22 protein-coding genes and 2 other RNA genes are annotated in these 24,940 nt (G+C 42.0%); 20 read left to right on the top strand and 4 right to left on the bottom strand.

Translation table 11 applies throughout. The features are described from left to right. The 12 genes from NEE14_RS14690 (at position 1) to NEE14_RS14745 (ending at position 9,747) form a co-directional block, all read left to right on the top strand. Positions 1–1,314, top strand: coding sequence for a NupC/NupG family nucleoside CNT transporter (locus NEE14_RS14690; protein ID WP_251967514.1), 1,314 nt, complete (start codon positions 1–3; stop codon positions 1,312–1,314). A gap of 12 nt (positions 1,315–1,326) precedes the next feature. Beyond that, on the top strand, positions 1,327–2,025 hold the full coding sequence (locus tag NEE14_RS14695; RefSeq protein WP_251967513.1) for a 16S rRNA (uracil(1498)-N(3))-methyltransferase: 699 nt from the start codon (positions 1,327–1,329) through the stop codon (positions 2,023–2,025). A 31-nt stretch (positions 2,026–2,056) separates the two neighbouring features. After that, complete coding sequence (locus NEE14_RS14700; protein WP_251967512.1) at positions 2,057–2,875, top strand: alpha/beta hydrolase; 819 nt, start codon at positions 2,057–2,059, stop codon at positions 2,873–2,875. 104 nt (positions 2,876–2,979) lie between these two features. Continuing rightward, positions 2,980–4,002 carry a threonine aldolase family protein gene (locus NEE14_RS14705; RefSeq protein WP_251967511.1) on the top strand — a complete coding sequence of 341 codons (1,023 nt, stop codon included), beginning with the start codon at positions 2,980–2,982 and terminating at the stop codon, positions 4,000–4,002. An 8-nt stretch (positions 4,003–4,010) separates the two neighbouring features. Then, positions 4,011–4,790 (top strand): endonuclease/exonuclease/phosphatase family protein, encoded by a 780-nt coding sequence (locus NEE14_RS14710; RefSeq protein ID WP_251967510.1) that lies wholly within the window; start codon positions 4,011–4,013, stop codon positions 4,788–4,790. Between the two features lie 26 nt (positions 4,791–4,816). Continuing rightward, a complete protein-coding gene (locus tag NEE14_RS14715; protein WP_251967509.1) occupies positions 4,817–6,190 on the top strand; it encodes a nucleobase:cation symporter-2 family protein in 1,374 nt (457 codons plus the stop codon). Between the two features lie 320 nt (positions 6,191–6,510). Then, the gene (gene xpt, locus NEE14_RS14720; RefSeq protein ID WP_251967508.1) at positions 6,511–7,077 is read left to right on the top strand and encodes a xanthine phosphoribosyltransferase; all 567 of its coding nucleotides are present in this window, start codon (positions 6,511–6,513) and stop codon (positions 7,075–7,077) included. Positions 7,078–7,110: 33 nt separating this feature from the next. Continuing rightward, positions 7,111–7,986: an alpha/beta hydrolase gene (locus NEE14_RS14725; protein ID WP_251967507.1), complete on the top strand. Its 876-nt coding sequence runs from the start codon at positions 7,111–7,113 to the stop codon at positions 7,984–7,986. Positions 7,987–8,157: 171 nt separating this feature from the next. Then, positions 8,158–8,558, top strand: a transfer-messenger RNA (tmRNA) gene (ssrA, locus tag NEE14_RS14730). 56 nt (positions 8,559–8,614) lie between these two features. Further along, complete coding sequence (locus NEE14_RS14735) at positions 8,615–8,794, top strand: hypothetical protein (protein WP_251967506.1); 180 nt, start codon at positions 8,615–8,617, stop codon at positions 8,792–8,794. 9 nt (positions 8,795–8,803) lie between these two features. Next, entirely contained in the window at positions 8,804–9,184 is a 381-nt protein-coding gene (locus NEE14_RS14740; RefSeq protein WP_251967505.1) for a diacylglycerol kinase family protein, read from the top strand. 2 nt (positions 9,185–9,186) lie between these two features. After that, complete coding sequence (locus NEE14_RS14745; protein WP_251967504.1) at positions 9,187–9,747, top strand: phosphatase PAP2 family protein; 561 nt, start codon at positions 9,187–9,189, stop codon at positions 9,745–9,747. Positions 9,748–9,755: 8 nt separating this feature from the next. Here the strand turns inward: NEE14_RS14745 and NEE14_RS14750 are convergent, their stop codons facing one another. Both NEE14_RS14750 and rnpB read right to left on the bottom strand, forming a co-directional pair. After that, entirely contained in the window at positions 9,756–11,108 is a 1,353-nt protein-coding gene (locus NEE14_RS14750) for a YihY/virulence factor BrkB family protein (RefSeq protein WP_251967503.1), read from the bottom strand. A 79-nt stretch (positions 11,109–11,187) separates the two neighbouring features. After that, positions 11,188–11,554: RNase P RNA component class A (gene rnpB / locus NEE14_RS14755), an RNA gene on the bottom strand. Between the two features lie 329 nt (positions 11,555–11,883). Here rnpB and NEE14_RS14760 point away from each other — a divergent pair. From NEE14_RS14760 to NEE14_RS14770, 3 genes are all read left to right on the top strand, one after another. Beyond that, on the top strand, positions 11,884–13,443 hold the full coding sequence (locus tag NEE14_RS14760) for a Do family serine endopeptidase (RefSeq protein WP_251967502.1): 1,560 nt from the start codon (positions 11,884–11,886) through the stop codon (positions 13,441–13,443). Positions 13,444–13,585: 142 nt separating this feature from the next. Beyond that, positions 13,586–14,446, top strand: coding sequence for a sigma-70 family RNA polymerase sigma factor (locus tag NEE14_RS14765; RefSeq protein ID WP_251967501.1), 861 nt, complete (start codon positions 13,586–13,588; stop codon positions 14,444–14,446). Between the two features lie 174 nt (positions 14,447–14,620). Continuing rightward, on the top strand, positions 14,621–16,102 hold the full coding sequence (locus tag NEE14_RS14770; RefSeq protein ID WP_251967500.1) for a glycoside hydrolase family 125 protein: 1,482 nt from the start codon (positions 14,621–14,623) through the stop codon (positions 16,100–16,102). A gap of 184 nt (positions 16,103–16,286) precedes the next feature. Here NEE14_RS14770 and NEE14_RS14775 read toward each other — a convergent pair whose 3' ends face one another. Beyond that, positions 16,287–17,126 carry a CvfB family protein gene (locus NEE14_RS14775; RefSeq protein ID WP_251967499.1) on the bottom strand — a complete coding sequence of 280 codons (840 nt, stop codon included), beginning with the start codon at positions 17,124–17,126 and terminating at the stop codon, positions 16,287–16,289. Between the two features lie 145 nt (positions 17,127–17,271). Beyond that, positions 17,272–18,510 carry a glycerophosphodiester phosphodiesterase family protein gene (locus tag NEE14_RS14780; RefSeq protein ID WP_251967498.1) on the bottom strand — a complete coding sequence of 413 codons (1,239 nt, stop codon included), beginning with the start codon at positions 18,508–18,510 and terminating at the stop codon, positions 17,272–17,274. Positions 18,511–18,818: 308 nt separating this feature from the next. Between NEE14_RS14780 and NEE14_RS14785 the strand changes: the two genes are divergently transcribed. From NEE14_RS14785 to NEE14_RS14805, 5 genes are read left to right on the top strand one after another with little or no spacing between them, the layout of a single operon-like run. Beyond that, positions 18,819–19,625, top strand: coding sequence for a polysaccharide biosynthesis/export family protein (locus tag NEE14_RS14785; protein ID WP_251967497.1), 807 nt, complete (start codon positions 18,819–18,821; stop codon positions 19,623–19,625). A gap of 8 nt (positions 19,626–19,633) precedes the next feature. Next, positions 19,634–21,232 (top strand): GumC family protein, encoded by a 1,599-nt coding sequence (locus tag NEE14_RS14790; protein ID WP_251967496.1) that lies wholly within the window; start codon positions 19,634–19,636, stop codon positions 21,230–21,232. A 19-nt stretch (positions 21,233–21,251) separates the two neighbouring features. After that, complete coding sequence (locus NEE14_RS14795) at positions 21,252–22,775, top strand: lipopolysaccharide biosynthesis protein (protein WP_251967495.1); 1,524 nt, start codon at positions 21,252–21,254, stop codon at positions 22,773–22,775. A 5-nt stretch (positions 22,776–22,780) separates the two neighbouring features. Further along, on the top strand, positions 22,781–23,941 hold the full coding sequence (locus tag NEE14_RS14800; RefSeq protein WP_251967494.1) for a CDP-glycerol glycerophosphotransferase family protein: 1,161 nt from the start codon (positions 22,781–22,783) through the stop codon (positions 23,939–23,941). Then, positions 23,938–24,936 carry a glycosyltransferase family 2 protein gene (locus NEE14_RS14805; RefSeq protein ID WP_251967493.1) on the top strand — a complete coding sequence of 333 codons (999 nt, stop codon included), beginning with the start codon at positions 23,938–23,940 and terminating at the stop codon, positions 24,934–24,936. Before NEE14_RS14800 ends, NEE14_RS14805 begins: the two co-directional genes overlap by 4 nt. The last annotated feature ends 4 nt before the right edge of the window (positions 24,937–24,940 follow it).

The following is a 24,940-nucleotide window of genomic DNA, read 5'->3' on the forward strand; positions in this document are numbered from 1 at the left end:
ATGATTGAAACAGGAGGATTTGGATGGATGTCTTTGGGAAGAGGCATCGCGGGCATATTGGTTGTAATAGCCATTGCCTATTTGTTTAGTTACGACCGGAAGCGGATCGACTGGAAGTTAGTGGGTGGTGGTTTGCTGATTCAGCTGGTATTGGCCTTATCCATTCTTTATATCCCGATTGTGGGAAGTTTATTTAAGTCATTGGGAATTGTATTTGTCAAGCTGATGGACTTTACAAGTGCGGGACTGAATTTCCTGTTAGGGCCGTATGCTTCGAAGTCGGCGGGATTCAGTTTCTTGCTTCATTCATTGCCGATCGTTGTTTTCTTCTCGGCTTTGGTCTCTATCTTTTATTATTGGGGAATTATCCAGAAAGTAGTCGGCGCGTTGTCGTGGCTGCTGCGGAAAGTGATGAATATATCTGGGACAGAAGGTTTGGTTGCCTGTGGAAATATCTTTTTAGGGATGACTGAATCGCCGGTGTTGATCAAGAATTATTTACCGACGATGAACCGTTCGGAACTGTTTCTCGTGATGGTTTCGGGAATGGGTACGATTGCTGGTTCGGTGATGGGCAGTTATGTCGGCATGTTGGGCGGACAGGATCCGATGGCGCAGCAGATGTTTGCGACTCACTTGCTGTCTGCTTCCGTCATGGCAGTTCCGGGTTCTATTGTGATTGCGAAGATCATGTGTCCGCAGACTGAACCGATCCAGAAGGATTCGAAGGCTGAATGGGGCGACGAAGGACATAATAATGTATTGGGAGCTATTTCATCCGGAACAGTAACCGGTGTGAAGCTGATGACGAATATTGCTGCCATGCTGTTGGTGTTTATTTCCCTGATTGCGATGGTGAATTACTTTACCAATAATGTCGTAGGTCATTATACCGGAATAAATGACTGGATTGTCAAGATAACAGACGGTAAGTCAGACGGACTGACGTTCCAGTTTATATTAGGGGTTATCACGGCTCCGTTTATGTGGCTGATCGGTGTTCCTTCAGATGATATTATGCTGGTCGGTTCCTTGCTGGGGCAGAAGACGATTCTGAACGAGTTTGTGGCCTACTTCCAGTTGCAGGAATGGCGGGATGCCGGATTGTTCGTTTCTCAGAAATCGGTGATCATGTCTACTTATATCTTATGTGGATTTGCTAATATCTCTTCAATCGGTATATTGTTGGGCGGATTGGGTGTTTTGGCTCCCGAGAAGAAAGAAATGATTTCCCGAACAGGGTTCAAGGCGATGGTTGGCGGAGCTTTGGTTTCTGTCTTGTCGGCCACCATCATCGGTATGATTTTAGGATAAGAAAGAACAGGTATGCAGATATTTTATACTCCGGATATTGCCGTAAATCCGGAATTACCAGAAGAAGAAGCCGGACATTGCATTCGGGTATTGCGTCTGACGGAAGGAGATGAAATCCTGTTGACAGACGGAAAAGGTTCGTTTTACAAGGCGCTTATCGCAAGAGCTCATCCGAAGCATTGCGAAGTGACGGTGCAGGAATCATGGAAGCAGGAAGATTTGTGGCCGTTTTATGTACATATCGCAGTGGCTCCCACGAAGAATATGGACCGGATGGAATGGTTTGCCGAAAAAGCCTGCGAGATCGGTATCAACGAAATTACTTGTCTGAACTGCCGTTTCTCAGAGCGGAAAGAAGTAAAGCCGGCCCGTCTGGAAAAGATTCTGGTCAGTGCCATGAAGCAGTCGCAGAAAGCAACGCTTCCCATTTTACATGGAATGACCGACTTCAAGGCCTTTGTCAGTCAGCCTTTCAACGGACGGAAGTTTATCGCTCACTGTGAAGAAGGCGAGAAACCTTTGATCAAGGATATTTATCATCCGAATGAGAATGCGTTAATCCTGATTGGTCCGGAAGGCGATTTCAGTCCGGAAGAGATCCAGTGTGCCATGCAGCATGGCTTTGAATCGATTTCTTTGGGCAAAAGCCGTCTGCGGACGGAAACGGCGGCCTTGGTAGCCTGTCATACCTTGCATGTATTGAACCAGTAGCAGACTTTTAACGGATAAATTATACATAGAAATGAAAAGACTGATTGTTGTATTGGCGGCTTTGCTGGTGGTTGTATGCGCCCAGGCCGCAAAGGTGGATACGGTGTTGGTGAAGAGCCCGAGTATGCAGAAAGACATTAAGACGGTAGTGGTACTTCCGGATGCTGCCGCGCAGAAAGCCTGTCCGGTGATTTATCTTTTGCATGGGCATGGTGGAAATTATGCTACGTGGATCAGTGTTAAACCGAACTTACCTCAGATAGCTGACGAGAAAGGAATTATCTTTATTTGTCCGGATGGCGAGAACAGCTGGTATTGGGACAGTCCGCTGCATGCGAATGTACGTTATGAAACCTTTATATCCTCAGAACTGATTAATTACGTAGATCAACATTATAAAACGGTAGCTCGTCGGGAAGGAAGAGCCATTACGGGATTAAGTATGGGCGGACACGGCGCGATGTGGAATGCCATTCGTCACTCCGATGTATTTGGTGCTGCCGGAACGACCAGCGGTGGTGTAGACATCCGTCCTTTCCCGAAGAACTGGAATATGAGTGATCAGTTGGGAGAAGAAGCCAGCAATCAGTCTGTTTGGGATGCTCATACGGTCATTAACCTGGTGCCTTCGATGAAGAAAGGTCAGCTGGCCCTGATTATCGACTGTGGTTATGACGACTTCTTCCTCGAAGTGAATAAGAATTTCCATGAAGCCTTATTGAAGCAAGGCATTGATCATGATTTCCTGCTCCGGCCAGGCGCACATAACGGCGATTACTGGAATAATTCCATCGATTACCAGATACTCTTCTTCCAGAAATATTTCCAGAAAAACGGAACAGGGAAATAATAAAAGAAAGATAATAAAGCAAATTCTGAAAATAAAGATAGCGCATCATCGGTCAGTTTGTCGGTTATGCGCTATCTTTGCAGAAAATTTGAGCTTATATTAAAATGAGAAGTTTTGCAAGTGACAACAATTCCGGTGTCCATCCGTTGATTATGGATGCTGTGATCAAGGCAAACGACAATCATGCCGTTGGCTATGGTGATGATCCTTGGACCGCTCAAGCAACGGCTAAGATTAAAGAAGTATTTGGAGAAACGGCTTCTCCGTTTTTCCTGTTTAACGGAACGGGCGCCAATTCGGTAGCTTTACAGGCTGTGACCCGTTCGTATCATAGCATTCTGTGTGCGGAAACAGCTCACATCAATGTGGATGAATGCGGTGCTCCGGGCCGGATGAGCGGTTGCGCGCTGGTAACCATTCCGACGCCTGATGGTAAATTGACTCCTGAATTGATCAAGCCGCATTTGCATAATTTCGGGGTTTGCCATCATTCGCAGCCGAAGGCCGTTTACATTTCCCAGGTTTCTGAATTAGGAACTGTCTATACGATTGATGAAGTGAAGGCAATAGCCGACTTGTTGCATGCTCATGATATGTATCTTCACATGGACGGTGCCCGCTTGGCCAATGCGTGTGCTTACCTGAACTGCTCCATGAAAGAAGTAACAGTCGATGCCGGAGTAGATATTCTGAGCTTCGGCGGAACGAAGAACGGTATGATGATGGGTGAGGCAGTGATTTCATTCCACCCGGAACTGACCGAGACTCTTCCGTTTATCCGTAAGCAATCGGCTCAGCTGGCTTCTAAATTGCGGTATATGTCGGCTCAGTTTATCCCTTATCTGGAGAATAACTTATGGCTGGAGAATGCCCGCCATGCGAATGCTTGTGCCAAACGTCTGGCTGATGTCCTGGCCGAGTTCCCTCAGATTCGGATGACACAGAAGGTTGAATCCAACCAGCTGTTCTTCATTATTCCGGACGAGCCGCTGAAGAAATTGCAGGAGAAATACTTCTTCTATATGTGGAACGAAGAGAAGAACGAAGCACGCTTTGTCACTTCCTGGGATACGACGGAAGAAGATATTCTGGATATGGAGAAATCGTTGCGTGAGGTCTTGAAATAAAACCGACGATGCTGAAGGATTCGCGATATGGAATCTGGTGCCTGTTGTTGGGCATTGCCGCCTGTCTGTTCTCGTGCCGTCCTTCCGTGAAAGAAACCTGTCTGATGAGTTATAATATCCGGAATGGAAGAGGACTGGATGATTCTATTTCCTATACGCGGATAGCTGAAGTTATCAGACGGGTAAATCCGGATTTAGTGGCGTTGCAGGAGCTGGACAGTATGACGCAGCGAAGCGGACAGACGTATGTCTTGGGCGAGTTGGCCCGGCTGACAGGCATGTATGATGTCTATGCTCCGGCGATTGATTACGACGGGGGAAAATACGGAATAGGCATGTTGGCTAAAGAGAAGCCGCTTCATGTCTATTCGCGGGCTTTGCCCGGTCGGGAAGAGGCTCGTCGATTACTGATGCTGGAATATCCTGATTATGTGTACGCCTGCGTTCATCTTTCGCTGACGGAAGAAGACCGGATGGCCTCGCTTCCTGTCATCTTGGAAGAATTCGGGCGGTTCAGGAAACCGGTATTTATTGCCGGCGACTGGAATGCGACTTCTGAGTCCTTGTTTATTCAGGAAGTCCTGAAGCATTTTGTCCTGCTGACGGCTGCCGATGAATATACTTTCCCGGCTGATACGCCGAATTGTACATTAGATTATATTGCCGTGAGCAAACTGGTTCCGGTCACCTTCAGGAAACGGGAAGCCGAGGTGGTGGATGCGCCTGTCGAGTCAGACCATCGTCCTGTGGTTGTCCGCACGCAATGGCAATACGAAAGAAAGAAATAATGGTCTTACCTTTTCATTTATAACGCATGAAGATTAATACGGAAGAACTGGAAGAGACGATACAGCCGGTCAAGCAGACCGATCTGATCTATGGAATAGAAGATCGTCCGCCTTTTAAGGATGCTTTATTTGCCGCCGTGCAGCATCTGCTGGCTATATTCGTAGCCATCATTACTCCTCCTCTGATTATCGCGAGTGCCTTGAAGCTCGATTTGGAAACCACCGGTTTCCTGGTTTCAATGGCTTTGTTCGCCTCGGGTATTTCTACCTTTATTCAGTGCCGCCGCTTTGGTCCGATCGGAGCGGGACTGCTTTGTATTCAGGGTACGAGCTTTTCATTCATCGGTCCGATTATTTCGGCCGGACTCATGGGCGGACTGCCTTTGATTTTCGGTTCGTGTATGGCGGCCGCGCCGGTCGAGATGATTGTCAGCCGGACGTTTAAGTATATGCGCAACATCATCACGCCTCTGGTTTCCGGTATTGTCGTCCTGCTGATCGGTTTGAGCCTGATAAAAGTCGGAGTCGTTTCTTGTGGCGGTGGCTATGGGGCAATGGACGACGGCACGTTTGGCAGCATCAAGCACATCGGTGTAGCGGCAGCTGTTCTTTTAAGTGTCCTGTTCTTCAACCGTTGTAAGAATAAATACCTGCGGATGAGTTCAATCGTGTTGGGCTTGTGTGTGGGCTATGCGCTTTCGTTTGCTTTGGGAATGGTCGATATGAGTGCCGCTTCTTCCCAAAGTCTGACCAACCTGAATATTCCTGTCCCGTTTAAATATGGCGTAGAATTCAATATCTCTTCCATCATTGCCATTGGCCTGGTCTATCTGATTACGGCCATCGAGGCAACCGGTGATGTAACTGCCAATTCCCTGATTTCCGGAAAGTCTATTGAAGGAGACAAATACTTGGAACGGGTGTCGGGCGGAGTGATGGCCGATGGCTTCAATTCGTTGCTGGCCGGTATCTTCAATTCCTTTCCGAACTCTATTTTTGCCCAGAACAACGGTATCATTCAGCTGACCGGTGTGGCCAGCCGCTACGTGGGTTACTACATTGCTGCCATGCTGGTGCTGTTAGGCTTGTTCCCTGTGGTGGGAATTGTCTTTTCCCTGATGCCGGATGCCGTATTGGGCGGTGCCACCTTGCTGATGTTCGGTACGGTAGCAGCTGCGGGAATCCGTATTATTGCGGCGCAGGAAATCAACCGGAAGGCCACATTGGTATTAGCTGTCAGTCTTTCCTTGGGTTTGGGCGTTGAACTGATGCCCGATATCCTGAAAGCGGCTCCGGAAGCCATTAAGGGTGTCTTTTCCTCTGGTATTACAACCGGCGGATTGGCGGCTATCGTCTCGAATATACTCATTCGGGTGAAGGAAGATAAGGCAGAAGACTAATCCGGCATCAGGCTGCTTTCGGGCGATAAACGGATTATTCATACGTTTCTGTCCGGAAAGTAAGGCGTTTCTGCCGGGAAATTATTATTTTGCTGCCAGGGAACTGACTTTCCGCCGGTCGGCGGAAATGTGTGCGCCGGTCGGAGGAAATCCTTCCGCTGATCGGCGGAAAGGTGTACGGCGGATGTCGGAAAGACAATTCTTCGCCGGATTTGGGTTAATGGACCGGCAGCTGCGCGATAAGAATCCGGCAGAGACCGGTTAAATGCTGTCGGGTGAATTGACGAGTGGATACGAATTAAAATTGGAAACATACATATATGGAACTATTAAAACAACGTATTATGCAAGACGGCCGCTGCTATCCGGGCGGCATCCTGAAGGTGGATAGCTTTATCAACCATCAGATGGATCCGATGTTGATGTACAAGATCGGGGAGGAGTTCATCAAACGGTTCTCGAATGAGAATATCAATAAGATTGTTACCATCGAAGCCAGTGGAATTGCTCCGGCTATTATGGTGGGATATATTATGCAGCTTCCGGTTGTCTTTGTCAAGAAAAAGAAACCAAAGACGATGGAGAACATGCTGACGACCGTTGTCCATTCTTTTACGAAAGACCGGGATTATACGGTTTGTATCAGCAATAATTTCCTGACACCTGACGACCGTATCTTGTTTATCGACGACTTCCTAGCCTTCGGTAATGCGGCATTGGGTATTGTCGATCTGGCTAAACAGTCGGGTGCACATATCGCCGGCATGGGATTTATCATTGAAAAGGCCTTTCAGGATGGAGGAAATGTACTGCGGAAAATGGGAATCCATGTAGAAAGTCTGGCTATTATCGACAGTCTGGACGATTGCAAGATCACGATTCGCTGATTATTGTTGGTTTAATCATTGACAAATGCTTCTATGAAAAAGCTGGTTTTATTGGTAACGGGTGTTCTTATGTTGAATATGGCATTGGCACAAGAAAAGACAATCCTGCTGTTTCCGAACGGCGCTCCCGGTGAGAAGGTGAAACTGACCGAGAAGCGTGATGCTACGGGCGGACAGGTAGGAGGTATAAATGTAACACGGATTACAGACATCAGTAGTCCGGAAATAACGATTTATCCGGCAGAAAAAGATGTAGCTTCGGGCGCGGCCATGGTAGTTTGTCCGGGTGGTGCTTATAATATCTTGGCATATGATCTGGAAGGAACCGAGATTTGCGACTGGCTCAACGAGTTGGGCGTTACAGCCATTCTGCTGAAATACCGGGTTCCTCGCCGTGAAGGCAGGCCAAAGCATGAAGCTCCTTTGCAGGATGTGCAGCGGGCCATCAGTTATGTACGTGCCCATTCGGAAAAATATGGTATTGATCCGGACCGAATTGGTGTGATGGGCTTTTCGGCCGGTGCACATCTGTCCGTAATGGCTTCGACAACTTTTAACCAGCGCAGTTATCCGGCAGTGGATGAAGCCGACAAGGTCAGCTGTCGTCCGGATTACTGTCTGTTGGTTTATCCGGCTTATTTGGATGGAGAAAACTTCGGCCTGGCTCCGGAAATTAAAGTGACCAAAGACGTTCCTCCAACGATGATCATTCAGGCAGAAGACGATAAATCGTTTATCAACAGCAGTCTCTTCTATTATTATGCGCTCAAGCAGGCCGAAGTTCCGGCTTGGATGCATTTATATAGTACGGGCGGTCATGGATACGGCTTGCGTGACACGGGTTGCATGGTGAACGAATGGCCGAACCGGGCAGAAGACTGGTTCCAGGAAATCGGCGTCTTCGATTAAAGAACGGAAGAAATAAACGAAAGAAACAGCCGTCATCGGCAGGTCAGTCAACCGATTGGATGACGGATGTTTCTGTAGTACTGAAAACAGTCGGCGAAAAAATTCCGATCATTGGCTTGCAAAGAGAAAAATAAATCGCTACTTTTGCAAACCGAATGCTTATTAAGGAAAGGGGCTGACCGGTTTTGACAGCGGGTAGAAGCGGTTTGTAAGCATGTAGTGCGTGGTCGGCTTGCACTTAAATCTCAGACGGCGAACAATTAACTGGCGAAAACAATTACGCTCTCGCTGCTTAATCGAAGAATAGTAGATTGAAGCTTAATCCCTGCAAAAGTTGCGGGGACGTGACATCACCCGGATGCTGTTGCTCCGAAGCGTTCCGAACCGGTGGTGCAGCAATATCGGAGATAGTCTGACGCACGCCTCGGGCGGCAGATGAAGTTTTAGAGGATAAGGTTCAAGTGGGTGGCTTCGGTCTTGCTTGTTCCCGACAATCGAAGGCGAAGATAAACATGTAGAAAGCAGATTGGTTCCTCGTTTGGACGAGAGTTCGAATCTCTCCAGCTCCACAAAGGCCACTGATTCATTCAGCGGCCTTTTTTTGTCTAACTTTATTCTGAGGGAATGTATGAAAAAGTTGTTGTATATACTCTGTGCTGCCATTGTAAGTATGGGATTGTCATCCTGCTCGGTTCATCATCATGCGCATAAACCGCCGAAGCCTCCCAAGCATCATCATAAGGCTCCGAAACCTCATAAAGGTCCGAAGCCTCCGAAACATAAACATGATACATATTATCGTTGGTAAGAACGGAAGATGAAGAACAGCGGATTTACCTGGCGGAAAAGGTTGCGGAGTTTTAAGTATGCCTTCCATGGAATCTGGTTGTTGGTGCGGTATGAGCATAATGCCTGGATTCATTGTTTTGCGGCTGTCTGCGTCGTTGTGGCAGGTGCTGTGCTGGGGCTTTCGGCAGCCGAATGGATTGTCATAACCTTTGCGATCGGATTGGTATTGGCGGCTGAGGCCATCAATTCGTCGATCGAGGCATTGGCCGATTTGGTCTCGCCGGGATACAACGAAGCAATCAAGCGGACGAAGGATCTGGCTGCCGGAGCTGTTCTGATATTGGCCATAGCTGCTGCTGTTGTGGGACTCATCGTCTTTGTACCTAAACTCATTATATTCGTTGGATAGTTATGTATCGATATGTATTGTCAGCCCTATTGGCTTTTAGCCTGTTCGCGTCTGCGGCAGGGCAGGAGCTGCAAGTTACCGGAAGCCGTAAAGCGGTACGTACTTCGGGTGATGTATTGGCTTTTGTTACGCCGGTGGCCAGTCTGGCAACCGTCTTGACCTTGCAGGATTGGGAAGGATTGAAACAGGGAGCGTTGTCGGGTGTGACAACCGTCGGCCTGACGTATGCCTTGAAATATATCGTCAAGAAAGAACGGCCGGATCGGAGTGATATGCATTCCTTTCCGTCGATGCATACTTCTATCTCTTTTGCCGGAGCTGCTTTTATCCAACGCCGCTATGGCTGGAAATGGGGCATTCCGGCTTATGTCGTTTCTACCTATGTCGGCTGGAGCCGTGTTTATGGCAAGAAACACGACTGGTGGGATGTGGCCGCCGGTGCGGTGATCGGAGCCGGCAGTTCGTATCTGTTTACTCGTCCGTTTGCCAAAGAACATAACCTGACGATTAGTCCGGTAGCCGGCAACGGCGCTTGTGGCATTTATCTGTCAATGCACTTTTAGTCGGTCGCTTAAAGGTCCTTCAATAGGATTTTGTCGTTGTTCTGCATCATGTCTTCCCTGATTTTGAGCAGCGTTTTCCATTCATTGTTGAACAGCTTTTCAGTGTCGATCTTGAAATTCTCTGATCCGTGCTGATCCAGTTTGCTGAAAAGATAGCCTACACTGATCTTGTTGATGTCGACGGCCGGCTGATAATGGATAATCCGGTTGTCATTCCCGATAACCACTTCTGAAATAATGCCTAATTCTGTCAGGTTATAAAGAATCTGCGTGGTGATTCGAATCGGAATTTTATACATGACAGACAATTTGTCGGCTGTATAAGGATGTCCGCCTTCCGCAAAGCGTTTGATGATAAGCGTTGCGATCAGCAGTGTAAGGAAATCTTTGTAGCGCCGGCTGATGTGCGTGCTGTCACGTTCGAAGCTGAACTTCTTTACATTCTGCGAAGCGTATGACAGTTCCGCTCCAAACAGACAGATCAGCCAGGACAACTGCAACCATAAAAGCAACAGCGGCAAGGCGGCAAAACTACCGTAAATGGCATTATACTTACTGACCCAAATCTGTCCGCTGATGTATAGCAATTGGAAGAACTGAAAGGCACAACCGGCAATGATTCCTGCAATCAGTCCGTTCAGGAATTTTACCTTGGTATTGGGCAAGGCGATGTAGAGTCCGGTAAATGCCAGCGATGTAAATACATAAGGCGTAATTGTCAGGATCAGTTCGACAATAGGCGTCAGAAACAGATAATGCTGCAGAAATGAGTTTTGCAGCGTCGAGAGGAAGATTGATATACCGCTTGAGGAAATCAACAGGATCGGCATGATGACGAACAGAGCCAGATAGTCTGTTACTTTGCGTAGCCATGGACGTGATTTGTTGATTTGCCAGATGTCGTTGAAGGTATCTTCAATTGACGAGATCAGGCTGATGACAGTATAAAACAACAGGATTAAACCGATTCCGAGAATAACGCCTCCCTGTGCCTGTGCTAAATAACTGTCTACAAACTCGAAGGCTTTATCGAGTTCTATTTGATGTCCGGGGAAATAATCCAGTAAGGTATTCCGCACCGTGTTCTGAAAACCGAATCCTTTCGCGATGCCTAATAATACGGCCAGTAAAGGAACGATGGCTAACAGTGTGTTGTAGGTCAGAGCCGAAGCCCTCGTCTGCAAATTCTCGCTCTGAAAACCACGGACAGCTAAAATAATCGTTTTAATCGCATTGATATAGATTACTTTCAGGCCACTCACTTCGTTTTCTGTAATTCGCCAGATATCGTAAGTGACGAAATGAATCGCCCAGTTCAGGAATTCCTTTATTTTTTGGATACGTGATTTTACTTCTGTCATGATGCTGAAAAACTCTTGATCGTTGCCAATAAAGATAAGGATTAATTGATTAGGATGGTTCTATTTTAGGAGAAAATAAAAATGCAGTTTGCCGATAAGCCGGGTTCTGTCCTTTATACCAAGATATAAAGTGTCTGCCATTTATCTAATCCTGTTGTCACCAACAGGCTCAAGCGGTCTACCCCTCGGCATCGGACGAGCCATCCTACGTGCGCCGATATACATGACCTTACAACCTATAAGACGTACGGCATCTCTTGTTGCCAAAAGACCCGGTGAGCTCTTACCTCACCTTTTCACCCTTGCCGGGCCGAAACCCGGCGGTTCTTTTCTGTTACGTTACTCAAACCTCGCGGCCTGCTTCCCGTTAGGAAGTATAGTGCTCTGTGTTGCCCGGACTTTCCTCACATCTGCTGAAGCGGATGAGCGACAGACTGGCAAACTGCATGGCTACAAAGATACGTTAGTTTTGGGAATAAATAGGAGGTTTGGAAGATAAAAACTATTTTTCCAGAGAACTTCTGGCAGCATAATAAGCTTTTTCTGCCATTTTAGGTCTGTTTTTATGATGATACAGAAAGAATGGCAGAAAATGGACTGTTAAAAAGGTACTTTGCATCACAAAGTACTGTTAACCCCGGTTAAGCCTGAGATATTGGTCGTTAAAAGTGATAAAAAATGGGATGGAAAAGAAATACTTGTACATTTTTTGCTCTTTCTTTGTCGTAACGAAAGTGTTAAAATTGAATGTTGAACCTAATTAGATAGAATGATTATGAATACAATTTGGAAAGGAGTCTTGGGTGTTGCCTTAGTTGCAGCCGTAGGTTCGGGTGCCGCAATCGGTACAAGTGCTTATATGATGAATCATCAGCAGTATTTGGTATCAGGCGACAGTACATCGAATGTGTTTAGTCAGCCGGTACGCATGGTGAATTATGCTTCGGTAGCTGCCGAAAATACTGATTTTACCATGGCGGCCGAAAGTGCGGTTCATGGCGTGGTGCATATCATGGCAACACAGAATGCTGATGAATCAGCTTCGCAGAGACAATATATAGATCCGTTTGAATATTTCTTCGGATTTGGTGGCGGCGGAAGTTTCCAACGTCCGAAAGCACAGCCGCGTGTGGGTGCGGGTTCGGGTGTGATCATTTCTACCGATGGATATATCATCACCAACAACCACGTGATTGAAGGTGCTGACGAGCTGGAAGTAACATTGAACGATAACCGGAAGTTCGACGCCAAGCTGATAGGAACTGATCCGGCTACGGATATCGCCTTGATCAAGATCGACGCAAAAGATCTGCCAACTATCCCGTTTGGTGATTCTGAAAAGCTGAAGGTCGGTGAATGGGTTTTGGCTGTCGGTAATCCGTTCAACCTGACGTCAACGGTGACTGCCGGTATTGTAAGTGCCAAAGGCCGTGGTATTTCTTTAGGCTCGGGCGACAAGAGTAAGATTGAGTCTTTTATCCAGACTGATGCGGCTGTCAATCCGGGTAATAGTGGTGGCGCCTTGGTGAACACCAAAGGTGAACTGGTTGGAATCAATACAGCCATCTATTCAGAGACGGGTAGTTATGCCGGATATTCATTTGCTGTACCTATCAGTATCGCGGGAAAGGTTGCCAGCGACCTGAAGCAATACGGAACCGTACAGCGTGCTGTGCTGGGTGTACAGATTATTGGAGTAGGCGACATCATGGATCAGCTGAGTATGCCGAATGTACCGGATAAATATAAAGAAGAGCTGAAAGGCATGAAAGAAAACATCAAGGTTTCAGAAGGTGCTTATGTAGCCGAGTTTGCTGACCGCAGTGTGGCTAAAGAAGCTGGTATTGAAGTTGGTGATGTGATCATTTCTGTGAATGGTGTAAAAGTGAAATCGGCAAATGCCCTGCAGGAACAGATCGGTAAATACCGCCCGGGTGATAAAGTAACCGTAAAGGTAAATCGTAAAGGTACTGAAAAGAGCTTTGAAGTGCAGTTGAAGAATGCCCAGGGAAGCACGAAGGTGGTTACACCGAGTGATGGAACTGAATTACTTGGTGGAGCATTCAAGGCTTTGACAGATAAGGAAAAACGTGAGTATGGCGTCAGCTATGGTATTGAAGTGACCGGATTGACCAACGGTAAGTTGAAGGATGCCGGCATTAAGAAAGGTTTCATCATCATGGTTGTAAACAACCAGCGTGTAAAGACTCCGGAAGATCTGGAGAAAATTGTAGATGATATTTTACATGGTCGTGCGGAAGACCAGGGCTTGTTCATCAAAGGTTTCTATCCGAATGGCCGGACAAAATATTACGCTATCGACTTGGCTGAATAAGCAGATTTTATAGGGTCTTTCCCTACGGAAGACACTTATAAAATGTTAAAGGACTATAATGGGCTGAACATGTTAAGTGTTCAGCCTGTTCTTTTGATAGAATTTATTTATCTTTGTACCCTGTATTTTCATTAATCGTTGGATGAGACAATTAAAAATTACAAAGTCCATTACCAATCGCGAGAGCGCTTCTTTGGATAAGTACCTTCAGGAAATAGGTCGGGAAGATCTTATCACAGTAGAAGAAGAAGTTGAATTGGCACAGGCTATTAAAAGAGGAGACCGTAAAGCATTAGAGAAGTTGACAAGAGCGAACTTGCGTTTCGTAGTTTCTGTCGCAAAACAGTATCAGAATCAAGGTTTGAGTTTGCCGGATTTGATAAATGAAGGCAACTTGGGGCTGATAAAAGCCGCAGAAAAGTTTGATGAAACACGAGGTTTCAAGTTTATTTCGTATGCTGTATGGTGGATTCGCCAGTCTATTTTGCAGGCCTTGGCAGAGCAGTCGCGAATTGTTCGTCTTCCGTTGAATCAGGTGGGTTCACTGAACAAGATCAGTAAAGCCTTCTCAAAATTCGAACAGGAAAATGAACGTCGTCCTTCTCCCGAAGAACTGGCAGAAGAACTGGATATCCCTGTAGATAAGATTTCGGATACCTTGAAAGTATCAGGACGTCATATTTCAGTGGATGCCCCGTTTGTAGAAGGCGAAGACAACAGTCTTTTGGATGTACTTGTGAACGATGATGCTCCTGTAGCTGACCGGTCGTTAATGAACGAGTCATTATCTAAGGAAATTGATAGAGCACTTGCTACATTGACCGAAAGAGAAAGTGAGATAATCAAAATGTTTTTCGGTATTGGGTGTCAGGAGATGACATTGGAAGAGATCGGCGATAAATTCGGCCTCACTCGTGAGCGGGTTCGTCAGATCAAGGAAAAGGCAATTAGAAGATTAAGACAAGGAACGCGTAGCAAACTCTTAAAGTCGTATTTGGGCTGATCTCTGAAAAGAGAAAGCAGATACGCAAAGATTTAGAGGCTTCTTATCAGGATTGATAGGAAGCTTTTCTTTTTTTTGTACATTTGTGGGTCAAATAGAGAAAAACATAACCGCTCGCCCGCATTCCTAAACAGGCAGTCGGTAAATAAATACCATTAAAAGCAAAATAACTTTATGACGACAAGACGTAATTTTCTGAAAACAGGATCTCTTTCTTTGGCCGGGTTAGTAATAGGTGATAAATTGTTCGCTCAGACAGACGCTAAGGCAACTCCTTCTGTTGAGCAGTCCGGTTCTTTTACAGAGCAGGCAGCTAAAGTGTGGAATGATTTCACAACCAAACGTCCGGCAGAAAGTGCCCGTAAGTTTACTTCCGAGGCTGTTGAGGCTAAATTGGCTGAAGTGAAAGCCCATATCAAAGATCCCAAATTAGCATGGATGTTCGAGAATTGTTTCCCCAATACATTGGATACTACCTGCGAGTTCAAGATGAAAGGCGGAAAACCTGATACTTTTATTTTAACAGGCGATATTCATGCGATGTGGCTGCGTGACTCGTCGGCTCAGGTATATCCTTATGTCGTATTGGCCAAGAATGATAAGAAACTGCAGGAAATGTTGCAGGGCGTCATTCGCCGCCAGGCCGATTGCATCCTGATTGACCCGTATGCAAACGGCTTCAATGAAGGCCCGACCGGAAGTGAATGGGAATCTGATCATACCGAGATGAAGAAGGAACTGCATGAACGCAAGTGGGAAATCGACTCTTTATGCTATCCGATCCGTCTGGCTTATCATTATTGGAAAGAGACCGGCGACGGCTCCGTATTCGATGACGAATGGATGAAGGCCATGGAGCTGGTGTACAAGACCTTTATTGAGCAACAGCGTAAGGAAAACAATGGCCCGTATCAGTTTGGACGTACCACGGCCAAGCAAAGCGATACATTGCTGAATGGCTTTGGCAGCCCGGTGAAACCGGTCGGACTGATTGTCTCTTCTTTCCGTCCTTCGGATGACGCGACTATCTTCGGATTCCTGATTCCGTCTAATCTGTTTGCGATTACCTCATTGCGCCAGTTGGCAGAAATATTGCGGACAGTAAAGAATAATACCGAATTTGCCGGTCGTTGCGAAGCCCTTGCTTCCGAAGTAGAGGCAGCCGTCAAGAAATATGGAATTATTGAGCATCCGGAATTCGGACAGCTCTATGCCTTTGAAGTCGATGGCTTTGGCGGTCGCAACCTGATGGACGATGCCAATGTGCCGAGCTTGCTCGCCTTGCCGTTCTTGGGCTGTGTGGATGTGAACGATCCGATCTATCAGAATACGCGCCGTTTTGTATGGAGCGAGGCTAACCCGTATTTCTTCAAGGGAAAAGCTGCCGAAGGAATTGGCGGACCGCACATTGGCCCTGATTACATCTGGCCGATGAGTCTGATTATGCTGGCCAATACTTCAAACGATGAAAAGGAAATCAGATACTGCATTGAGACGATTCGGGATACGGAAGCTGGAACCGGCTTTATCCATGAATCGTTCCATAAAGACGATCCTAAAGATTACACGCGCCCCTGGTTTGCCTGGGCCAATACGCTGTTTGGCGAATTGATCATCAAGCTGCAGGCTGAAGGTCGTCTGAAAGATCTTCTTTAATTGAGATATAATAAAGGTGCATCTTTTTTACTTCCCAAGCTGGGAAATAATAGGTGTCACTCAGAATAAACGAGAATCGGAGACAAATCCAACGAGGATTGCCTGCGGTTCTCGTTTATTTTATGGGAAAAGACCGGGCATTTACAGAAAAAGATGCCGGCTTTTATCCTCTTCATTGGTTTATTCAGGGTTGTGCTGTCAGGCGGATGCCGTTTTCTTCAATCGTGATCAGATGCTGTTTGTACAAAGCGCCGACAGCCTGCTTAAAGGCTTTTTTGCTGCACCGGAACAGCGAGTAGATCACATCCGGATCACTCTTGTCGTGGACAGGCAAAAATCCGCCTTTCATCTGCAAGGCATCCAATATCACTTTCGCTATTCCGTCAACTTTCTGATACCCTAAAGGCGCCAGGCTGATATCCAATTTGTCATCATCTCTCACTTCTTTCACATAGCCTTTCAGGTGCTCGCCTCTTTCCAGGCGCTGAAAGACCTGGTTGTGGTAGATCATTCCCCAGTGCAGGTTGTTGACGATCACCTTATAGCCTATTTCTCCATCTTCCACCACCATCAGGTCTACTTCCTGATTATACTTATATTGAGGCGGAATATTATTGAGGAACTTCTCGATCTTTTCAGACGCCATGATCCTTTGCGTTACCGGGTCGAGACGGACATAAACCAGATACCATTTGCCTTCCTTCATAGTTACCTTTTGCTCTTTGTAAGGCACCAGCAGATCTTTCATGAGTCCCCAGTCTAAGAAAGCCCCCGTTGTATTGACCGACTTGACGCGCAAGAAAGCAAATTCACCCACGACGGCCTTGGGGTGCAAAGTCGTCGCGATCAGTCTGCCCTCGTTATCATGATAGATAAAAACCTCCACTTCGTCATCTACCTTCGCGTTTTTAGGAACATAGCGGGTCGGCAGTAAGATCTCTTTCCCGTTTCCACCGTCCAGATAAGCCCCAAAACTAAGTATCTTGACGATTTTCAGCTTATTGTAATTACCGATAGTAAACATATTCAGAATATTTTTACAAAAGTACGGAAAATATCATTTTTACCATGGCTACACATATAAAATTCGAATATAAGCATACTCTAGTTTTATCGCTAAATATCATTTGTATTTAGAAGCAGAATCGTGAAATTGGATTAATTAAAAACTAATAACCTAAACTATTTAAAATATTTTCACCGGAACTGAAATCAAGATCATTCTTCTTATTCAAATGTTTTACTGCGGAATATGTGTCATTGCAAAAATATCCATCACACATATCCTTATAATAGTCTATTTCTGTAGTTTTGTTGAATGTAAAGGGATGTATTAATAATCCACTTTCTTTAATCAAATCATACATCCATGGTTGAAGTAAATCCAAAAAATTATCCGGATAATCTGAATTAATACTTGGTGCGATTATTACGGCATTATATTTTACAGCTTCGTTGATCCATTTTTTGTAAGTTTTTTCATCAACTTTTGTTTTTTCATTTTCAGCTATTAAACGACAAATAGGAATAATTGGGTTAAAAACTCTATTTAGCTCTTTTAATGTGTTTGTTGAAAAAGTCTGCACAACAACTCTGGCTGGAGTGTTTGCTGTGTTTACACATCCAACCTTAGTTCTTATTTCTTTAAGTTCAGACGAATTGTGTGCATACCAGCCTAAACGTAGTAATTCATCCTTTATATTTTGTTCAATACCTTTGTGCAAATCTTGATATTTAATTTCAATGTATATGCCGGGTCTGTTTCCATTGTCTGTGCTATCAGGCTCATATTCTGTAATAATGCGGTTATTTATTTTTTTGAAGATACGTCTGTTATTTTTGTCTCTTTTTATTTTATATCCTTCACATATCATTATTAAATCTTCTAGAGTTAATATGTCAGAATTATAGAAAGATTCTCTGGCATATTCAGAATGGTCTCTGTTGAACCAGTATCCGAAGTCCAGTTTCAATAATTCTTCAAGAGTGAATTCACTAATATAGATTTTATTTGTGTTTTTAAATATGGTATTGACATTAGATTTGCTTTGAAGTGTCATGTCATGGTAAAGTACAATGTATCCATCAGATGTCCTTTGCAGGTCACATTCCAAATAGTCTGCTCCAGAATTTCTTGCCCACCGCATAGCCGCTTCAGTATTCTCCGGAGCCCATATGCAAGTACCTCTGTGTGCAATAACAGATTGTTTTGGTATGTTCCTCTGAATATATGTCTGTAATTCAGAGATATGTTTTATTTCTAAATCATCATCACTGCATGAAAAAATAATAAATAAACTTAGCAGAGTGGATATACAGATGAAAATTCTCATAATTGTAAATGCTAATTGAAAAGTCAAAATGGTTGCCTGTTTTTTTATGTTAAACATTAAGTCAGTTGACTTCATTATTTATCTCTTTAGTTTTGCATAAACTTCCCTTTTTCCTTACTAAGTTGATAAAATCAAGAGGTTTGTCATAGGTGTCTAATGCAATTAACTTATGTGTCCAAAGATAAGCATTCATTTGAAACGAAGGTCTCCGGTTACGAATTTTTTTATTCTTACATTTTGATTGCATCAACTTTTTTCAGTCTAAGACAATTTTGGATTATTTTCATCGTTATACTTACTGTAGAGAAATTTTTGAGATTTTTAATTTATGGCAAATGATACGAAAGTGTTATCTTTGCAGTTCAAAGTCAATAAACAACGTAATGAAATTTAAGGATTTATTATTCGCAGTTTTTTGTGTATTGCTAACAGCTTGTGCACAGCCTAGAGATGTAATTTATTTTCAGGGTGTTGACTCTTTAACTCCTGAACAGTTGGAAGCAATGAGTCAAACTTATTCGACTAAGCTTACTTCTGATGATTTACTTTCTATAACTGTAAGTAATTGGGATCCGGAATCAGTTGCCCCATTCAATCCTCCGGTTTATTCTTATTCTACAGCGGAAGGAGAACAGCCTATTGTTGCTTCTCAGTCTATGTATACTTATTTGGTAGATAAAAATGGTGATATAGAATTTCCTGTATTAGGTAAAATACATGTTGCGGGTTTGACACGTCAGGAATTAGCAGCTGATTTACAAAATAAAATTTCTAAATATGTAAAAGACAAACCATTGGTAAAGGTTGAATTACTTAATTTTAAAGTTACAATGATGGGGGAAATCAACAGGCCTGGTTCTTATTCTATTAAAAATGATAGAGTAACTATTTTGGATGTTATAGGTATGGCGGGTGATTTACCTTTAACAGCAAATCGAAAAAATATTTTGGTCATAAGAGAAAATGAAGGGAAAAAAGAAATATATCGTTTAGATATTACAGATCCAAATATTTTTTCTTCCCCGTGTTTTTATTTAAAGCAGAATGATGTGGTATATGTTGAACCTATCAAGACAAAATTGAGATCTAGAACAAGTTCGGATCGTCAGTTTACAATGTCTTTGATTACTTCTTTGATTAGTTCAGTATCAGTAATTGTGGCTATGGTAATTAGTATTAAAAATAACTAAATAAGAATATGGAAGATTTGTATAAAGAGGATGAGGTTGTAAGCCTTAAGTTGATTATAGTCAACTATTTATATCACTGGAGGCTGTTCGCTATAGCTGGTCTGATATCTTTAATACCGGCAATTCTTTATTTAGTTCTTTATCCAAAAACGTATGAAATAAAAGCTATGCTTCGTATTCAGGATGAAAAGTCACTAAATAATGGTGGCGGTATAAGCATGGGGGAAGCTGCTGGTTTGATGCGTTCATTTGGGCTTGGTGGAGGTTCTTCTGGTGCGATTAATGTAGATGATGAAATGGCTACCTTAAAGTCAAATGCTTTATTGACTAAGGTAGTTTTAGCATTAGGCTTGGATGTAACTTATGAGAAACCTTTTTCTTTTGAGAAACTGTATAAGAATTCTCCAATTGTTGTTTCACTTGACTCTGTAATGCGAGAAAACTTACAAGAGTCAATAGTTTTCCGTATAAATATTGATCAAACAGGGGCAGTAGCCATTAAAATGGAAGAAACAGGTGAGAAATTTTTCTTTCCTTCTTTACCGGCTCAACTTAAATTAGAGCAGGGAATAGTGAATATAAATTATCGAGAAGGAGGTGAAAAGAAAAAAATTAAATTAGATGTAACAATCTCTCCTGCTTCTTGGATTGCTGAGGATTTATCAGATGAAATAGAATATGATACTTATTCTGAAACTGCAAATACAATAGAAATAGCTTATAAGGATCATAATAAGGAGAGAGGCGTAGATTTGCTGAACACTTTGATGGCAGAGTATAATATTTCTGAGATGGCGGTGAAGCGTAAAGATGGTAAAAAATCTTTTCTCTTTTTAGAAGGGCGAATAGATGAGGTAATGACTCAGTTGAAAGAAATAGAACGTTCTATTGAGTTATATAAGTTAAAGAATCGTATGACAGATGTAGAATATGATGTTCAGTTTTACTCGGAAGCATTAAAGTTATACCGTGAGAAACTGATTGAGCTGGAATCTCAAAAGTATATGATTGACTTATTGAGTAAATACCTGGAAGATCCTAAAAATCAGTATAAATTGGTGCCTCCTGTTTTATCAACAGGTAGTAGCAGTGAAAAAGGGAATTCAGTTGCAGCTTATAATGAAGCAATAATTCAGTGGGAAAAAATGCAGAAAACATCAAAAGATAATAACCCTTTGAATGAAGTAGCAGAAAAGCAAATTGAGAAATTGCGTGAAAGTGTTATCGTTTCTGTTGATAACACACGTAAGAGTTTAAATGCGGTTATGTCTGATTTAAAGGCACAGGAAAAGCAAGTTTTGGATAAGATGGGGAATGTTCCTACTTATGAGCGTGAATATCTTGACTTACGTCGTCAACAGGAAATCTTACAAGGTGTTTACTTAGTCTTGCTGCAGAAGAAAGAGGAAGTCGCCTTATCTATTGATGGTGGGCGAGATAAGGGTTTTATTGCAGAAAAAGCTTATGCAAAATATTTGGCTGTTGCTCCAAGAAAGCTTTATGCAGCAGTAATCATGATGTTTATAACAATATTTCTTCCAGTTGGATATTTGTTCTGTAAAGTCCGATTGTTGGAATTAATAGAAGAGTATAAGAAAGCAAAATAACAATGAACAAGGTTGGAAGATGAGTAATACAAAGCAGTTAAAAGCAGGTGTACTCTTATCTTATCTTACTTTAGCATTAAGTAATATAATCGCATTAGTCTATACTCCGTTTATGCTTCGATTGATGGGGCAATCGGAGTATGGACTTTATTCTTTAGTTGCTTCTGTTGTAGCTTATTTGACCATATTGGATTTTGGTTTTGGAAATGCGATTGTACGTTATACTGCAAAGTATAGAGCAGAGTCAAGAGAAGAAGAGCAATCCTCTTTGTTTGGAATGTTTTTGGCTATGTATTTAGGTATCGGAATTATTGCCCTAATAGCCGGAATCTGTTTATATCTAAACATAGATCTGTTGTTTCAACAATCCATGACATTAGAAGAGTTGGCAAAGTCTAAAATTATGATGTTGTTGATGGTACTTAATGTTGTATTAACTTTTCCTCTTAGTATATTCCCATCAATAATAGTTGCTTATGAAAAGTTTGTCTTTCATAAGTTAGTGAATTTGGCACGTATATTAATACAGCCTTGTATTATGATTCCTTTGTTATTAATGAGATATAAGGCTATGGGAATGGTTGTTTTAACAACAGTTCTAAATTTGGGTACATTGTTGGTTTATTGTTGGTACTGTTTTGGACGGTTACATATAAAAATAACATTTAAGGGGTTTGATCGTCCTTTACTGAAAGAAGTAACAATCTACTCCTTTTATGTGTTTCTAACGATTATTGTTGATCGTGCTTTTTGGAGTACAGGACAGTTTATATTGGGCATGTTAAGTGGTACAAAGGATGTTGCTATTTATTCATTAGTAGTTCAGTTATGTAATTATTATATGGCCTTCTCTTTGGCTATTTCAGGTGTTTTTCTTCCTAAAATGACGCAGTTAGTAACAGAAGGACGAAGTATGACCGAAATATCGGATTTATTTATTAAAATTGGGCGCATTCAGTATATTGTCATGGCCTATATTTTATTTGGTTTTATTCTGTTTGGGAAGGTATTTATTTCTTATTGGGCAGGAGATGATTATGAGATGGTTTATCCATTAACTGTTTTAATCATGATTCCTCAAACAGTACCATTGATTCAAAATTTAGGAATATCAGTGTTACAAGCGCAAAACAGGCAGAGTTTTCGTTCGTTTCTGAACGTAACAGTTGCTTTGATAAGTGTTTTTGTAGGCTATGAGTTGACCAAATATTGGGGAATTATAGGTTGTGCGATTTCTACAGCTGGAGCGTTGCTTCTTGGCCATGGTGTTATTTTGAACTGGTATTATATGAAGAAAATCCGGTTGGATATAATGAAGTTTTGGAAACAAGTATTTCAAATAACTGTGCCTATGTTATTAGCTGGGGGAGTAACAGCAATAAGTATTTATTATCATCCAATGGATAGTGTATTAATAATAATATTGAATATATTGTTATACTCTTTTTTTTGTGGTTGTTTTTTGTGGTTGTTTGCTTGTAATGACTATGAAAAGTCTTTATTGCTATCTCCCATACAAAGATTTTCTCATCATAAAATATAAAGAATATGCGAGAACGAATAGTTTTTGAAATAAAAAAACTTTTATCAGTTTTTACCCAGCTGTGGGTATTTATATTCAAACGAGATTTATCTATCGTTCTTTGTACAGGTTGGGCAGGGAAGCGTTTTTCAGATAATTCTCGTTATATATATTTGTTTTTAGAGCAGCATAAAAATAAACTAGGATTAAAACGTATAGTTTGGATAAGTAATAATCAAGAACATATTGCTTATTTAAGGGCTCATGGTTATATCGCTTTTAAGAAAAATTCATGGAGCAGCTTATACTATCATTTACGTGCATCATATTTTATATATGATCAGTATATTGACGATTTTTATTCTTTCCTTACTTCAGGAGCAAAAGTGGTAAATTTATGGCATGGTATGCCTATCAAGAAGTTTGGTTTATGGAATGGCTTTCATCCTTGTTGGGACTTGAAGGATAATTATTTGATGACTTGTTCTGCCTTGGGAGATATTCTTATTGGTAAGTCCTTTCAAGTGTATCCTGATCATTTTATACATGGTATGTATCCAAGAAATTTCTATTTGTTACATTCTATACCGCTTTTAATGTCATCTGAAATGATCTATATAAAAGAAATACGAAAACAAAAACAAGCAGGTAAGTGTATTTTATTTTATTTGCCAACATTTCGGAAATCAACTTTATGTTTCTTAGGAGAAAAAGAGGAGTATAAGATTACAGAGTTTATTCAGTTTTTAGAAAGAAAAAATTATTTTCTTATAACGAAAATGCATTATGCTGGTTTTAGTCGGCATAATGATAAAGTTATTTATACTTCTCAAGGATTATTAAATTTACCAGCAGGGGTTGATATTTATCCATTTTTAAAAGAAACAGACATTTTACTTACTGATTATTCATCAGTCTTATTTGATTTCTTATATTTGGATCGTGATATTATAGGTCTTCCATATGATCTAGAAGATTATAAGAATAATGACCAGGGATTATTATTTGATTATGGAGATCTTCCTGTCGATGTGGCTTATAATATTGATGAGTTAAAACAGCTTTTGAGTCAAGAGAAGACACAACAGCAAAAAATGATTGATCAGGAAAAAAGATCACAATGGTTAATGAAATGTTTTGGAAATTATACAATAGATGACACTATAAAAAATATTTTTGCAAAATGAAACATAGTCCCCAAATATCTGTAATAGTACCAGTTTATAAGGTTGAAAAAGTTTTATCACGTTGTATAAATAGTATTTTATCTCAAGCGTATACAAATTTTGAGATTCTGTTGATCGATGATGGATCACCGGATAAAAGTGGGCTGATTTGTGATGATTATGCAAAACTGGATACTCGTATTCGAGTTTTCCATCAGTCAAATAAAGGTGTTTCTGCTGCAAGAAATAAAGGTTTGAAAGAAGCGGTAGGAGAATATGTTCTTTTTGTAGATTCTGATGATTGTTTTAGTGTAGAGTGGTTGAAGCTGTTAGGGACTTATGTAGGAAAGTATGATATGTGTTTTTGGGGAGCAAAAATATTATCAGGAAAAGATCAGGAAAAGGTAGTCGGGGAATATTTGCCTATTCAAAAAGACACAGATCATGATGCATCACTAGCGGATATTATTTATTCTCTTTTTAAAATAGGATTATTAGGCTATGTGTGGTCAATGTGTATTCGGAGAAATATTATAACTCAAAATGGAATTTTATTTGACGAGAACATTGCTATACATGAAGATGCTATTTTTTGTTATGCATGTTTAAAACATGCAAAGAAACTCTATGTTTTTGCAGAACAACCTTATAACTATTATTTAAATGATTTGCATAGTAGTAGTTCATTAAGCTCTAAAATGCCGACGTATTATTCGGCTGTTGCATTGCGAAGAGTAAAAATGATGGAGGATTTGTTATGTTATGTTAATATGGATGATGTGAGGTCTTCAGAGATTATTTCCTTACTGAAATATTGGTCCTATGCCCGCTATATAGATCATGCTTATTATTCCAGCAATAGAAAAGATAGCTTATTAAAGGTGATGGAAGAAATGGATGTCTTCTCGGATTTTAAACCTCAATCGATTAAAGAGCTTATATTTAAATTGATTATCCGGATGAAAAGTCCATACTTGGTGATTGTATGTAAGAAAATTTTGAATATATTTAGATAAAAAA

Source organism: Parabacteroides sp. AD58, from assembly GCF_023744375.2.
GTDB classification, from domain to species: domain Bacteria; phylum Bacteroidota; class Bacteroidia; order Bacteroidales; family Tannerellaceae; genus Parabacteroides; species Parabacteroides absconsus.

Bases quoted from the DNA above. Each gene is read 5' to 3' on its own strand.
- NEE14_RS14715 (WP_251967509.1), top strand. From the start codon at position 4,817: ATGAAGATTAATACGGAAGAACTGGAAGAGACGATACAGCCGGTCAAG.
- NEE14_RS14750 (WP_251967503.1), bottom strand. From the start codon at position 11,108: ATGACAGAAGTAAAATCACGTATCCAAAAAATAAAGGAATTCCTGAAC.
- NEE14_RS14760 (WP_251967502.1), top strand. From the start codon at position 11,884: ATGAATACAATTTGGAAAGGAGTCTTGGGTGTTGCCTTAGTTGCAGCC.
- NEE14_RS14805 (WP_251967493.1), top strand. From the start codon at position 23,938: ATGAAACATAGTCCCCAAATATCTGTAATAGTACCAGTTTATAAGGTT.
- NEE14_RS14725 (WP_251967507.1), top strand. From the start codon at position 7,111: ATGAAAAAGCTGGTTTTATTGGTAACGGGTGTTCTTATGTTGAATATG.
- NEE14_RS14780 (WP_251967498.1), bottom strand. From the start codon at position 18,510: ATGAAGTCAACTGACTTAATGTTTAACATAAAAAAACAGGCAACCATT.
- NEE14_RS14795 (WP_251967495.1), top strand. From the start codon at position 21,252: ATGAGTAATACAAAGCAGTTAAAAGCAGGTGTACTCTTATCTTATCTT.
- NEE14_RS14800 (WP_251967494.1), top strand. From the start codon at position 22,781: ATGCGAGAACGAATAGTTTTTGAAATAAAAAAACTTTTATCAGTTTTT.
- NEE14_RS14705 (WP_251967511.1), top strand. From the start codon at position 2,980: ATGAGAAGTTTTGCAAGTGACAACAATTCCGGTGTCCATCCGTTGATT.
- NEE14_RS14710 (WP_251967510.1), top strand. From the start codon at position 4,011: ATGCTGAAGGATTCGCGATATGGAATCTGGTGCCTGTTGTTGGGCATT.
- NEE14_RS14740 (WP_251967505.1), top strand. From the start codon at position 8,804: ATGAAGAACAGCGGATTTACCTGGCGGAAAAGGTTGCGGAGTTTTAAG.
- NEE14_RS14745 (WP_251967504.1), top strand. From the start codon at position 9,187: ATGTATCGATATGTATTGTCAGCCCTATTGGCTTTTAGCCTGTTCGCG.
- NEE14_RS14770 (WP_251967500.1), top strand. From the start codon at position 14,621: ATGACGACAAGACGTAATTTTCTGAAAACAGGATCTCTTTCTTTGGCC.
- NEE14_RS14695 (WP_251967513.1), top strand. From the start codon at position 1,327: ATGCAGATATTTTATACTCCGGATATTGCCGTAAATCCGGAATTACCA.
- NEE14_RS14790 (WP_251967496.1), top strand. From the start codon at position 19,634: ATGGAAGATTTGTATAAAGAGGATGAGGTTGTAAGCCTTAAGTTGATT.
- NEE14_RS14785 (WP_251967497.1), top strand. From the start codon at position 18,819: ATGAAATTTAAGGATTTATTATTCGCAGTTTTTTGTGTATTGCTAACA.
- NEE14_RS14690 (WP_251967514.1), top strand. From the start codon at position 1: ATGATTGAAACAGGAGGATTTGGATGGATGTCTTTGGGAAGAGGCATC.
- NEE14_RS14735 (WP_251967506.1), top strand. From the start codon at position 8,615: ATGAAAAAGTTGTTGTATATACTCTGTGCTGCCATTGTAAGTATGGGA.
- NEE14_RS14700 (WP_251967512.1), top strand. From the start codon at position 2,057: ATGAAAAGACTGATTGTTGTATTGGCGGCTTTGCTGGTGGTTGTATGC.
- NEE14_RS14775 (WP_251967499.1), bottom strand. From the start codon at position 17,126: ATGTTTACTATCGGTAATTACAATAAGCTGAAAATCGTCAAGATACTT.
- NEE14_RS14765 (WP_251967501.1), top strand. From the start codon at position 13,586: ATGAGACAATTAAAAATTACAAAGTCCATTACCAATCGCGAGAGCGCT.
- xpt (WP_251967508.1), top strand. From the start codon at position 6,511: ATGGAACTATTAAAACAACGTATTATGCAAGACGGCCGCTGCTATCCG.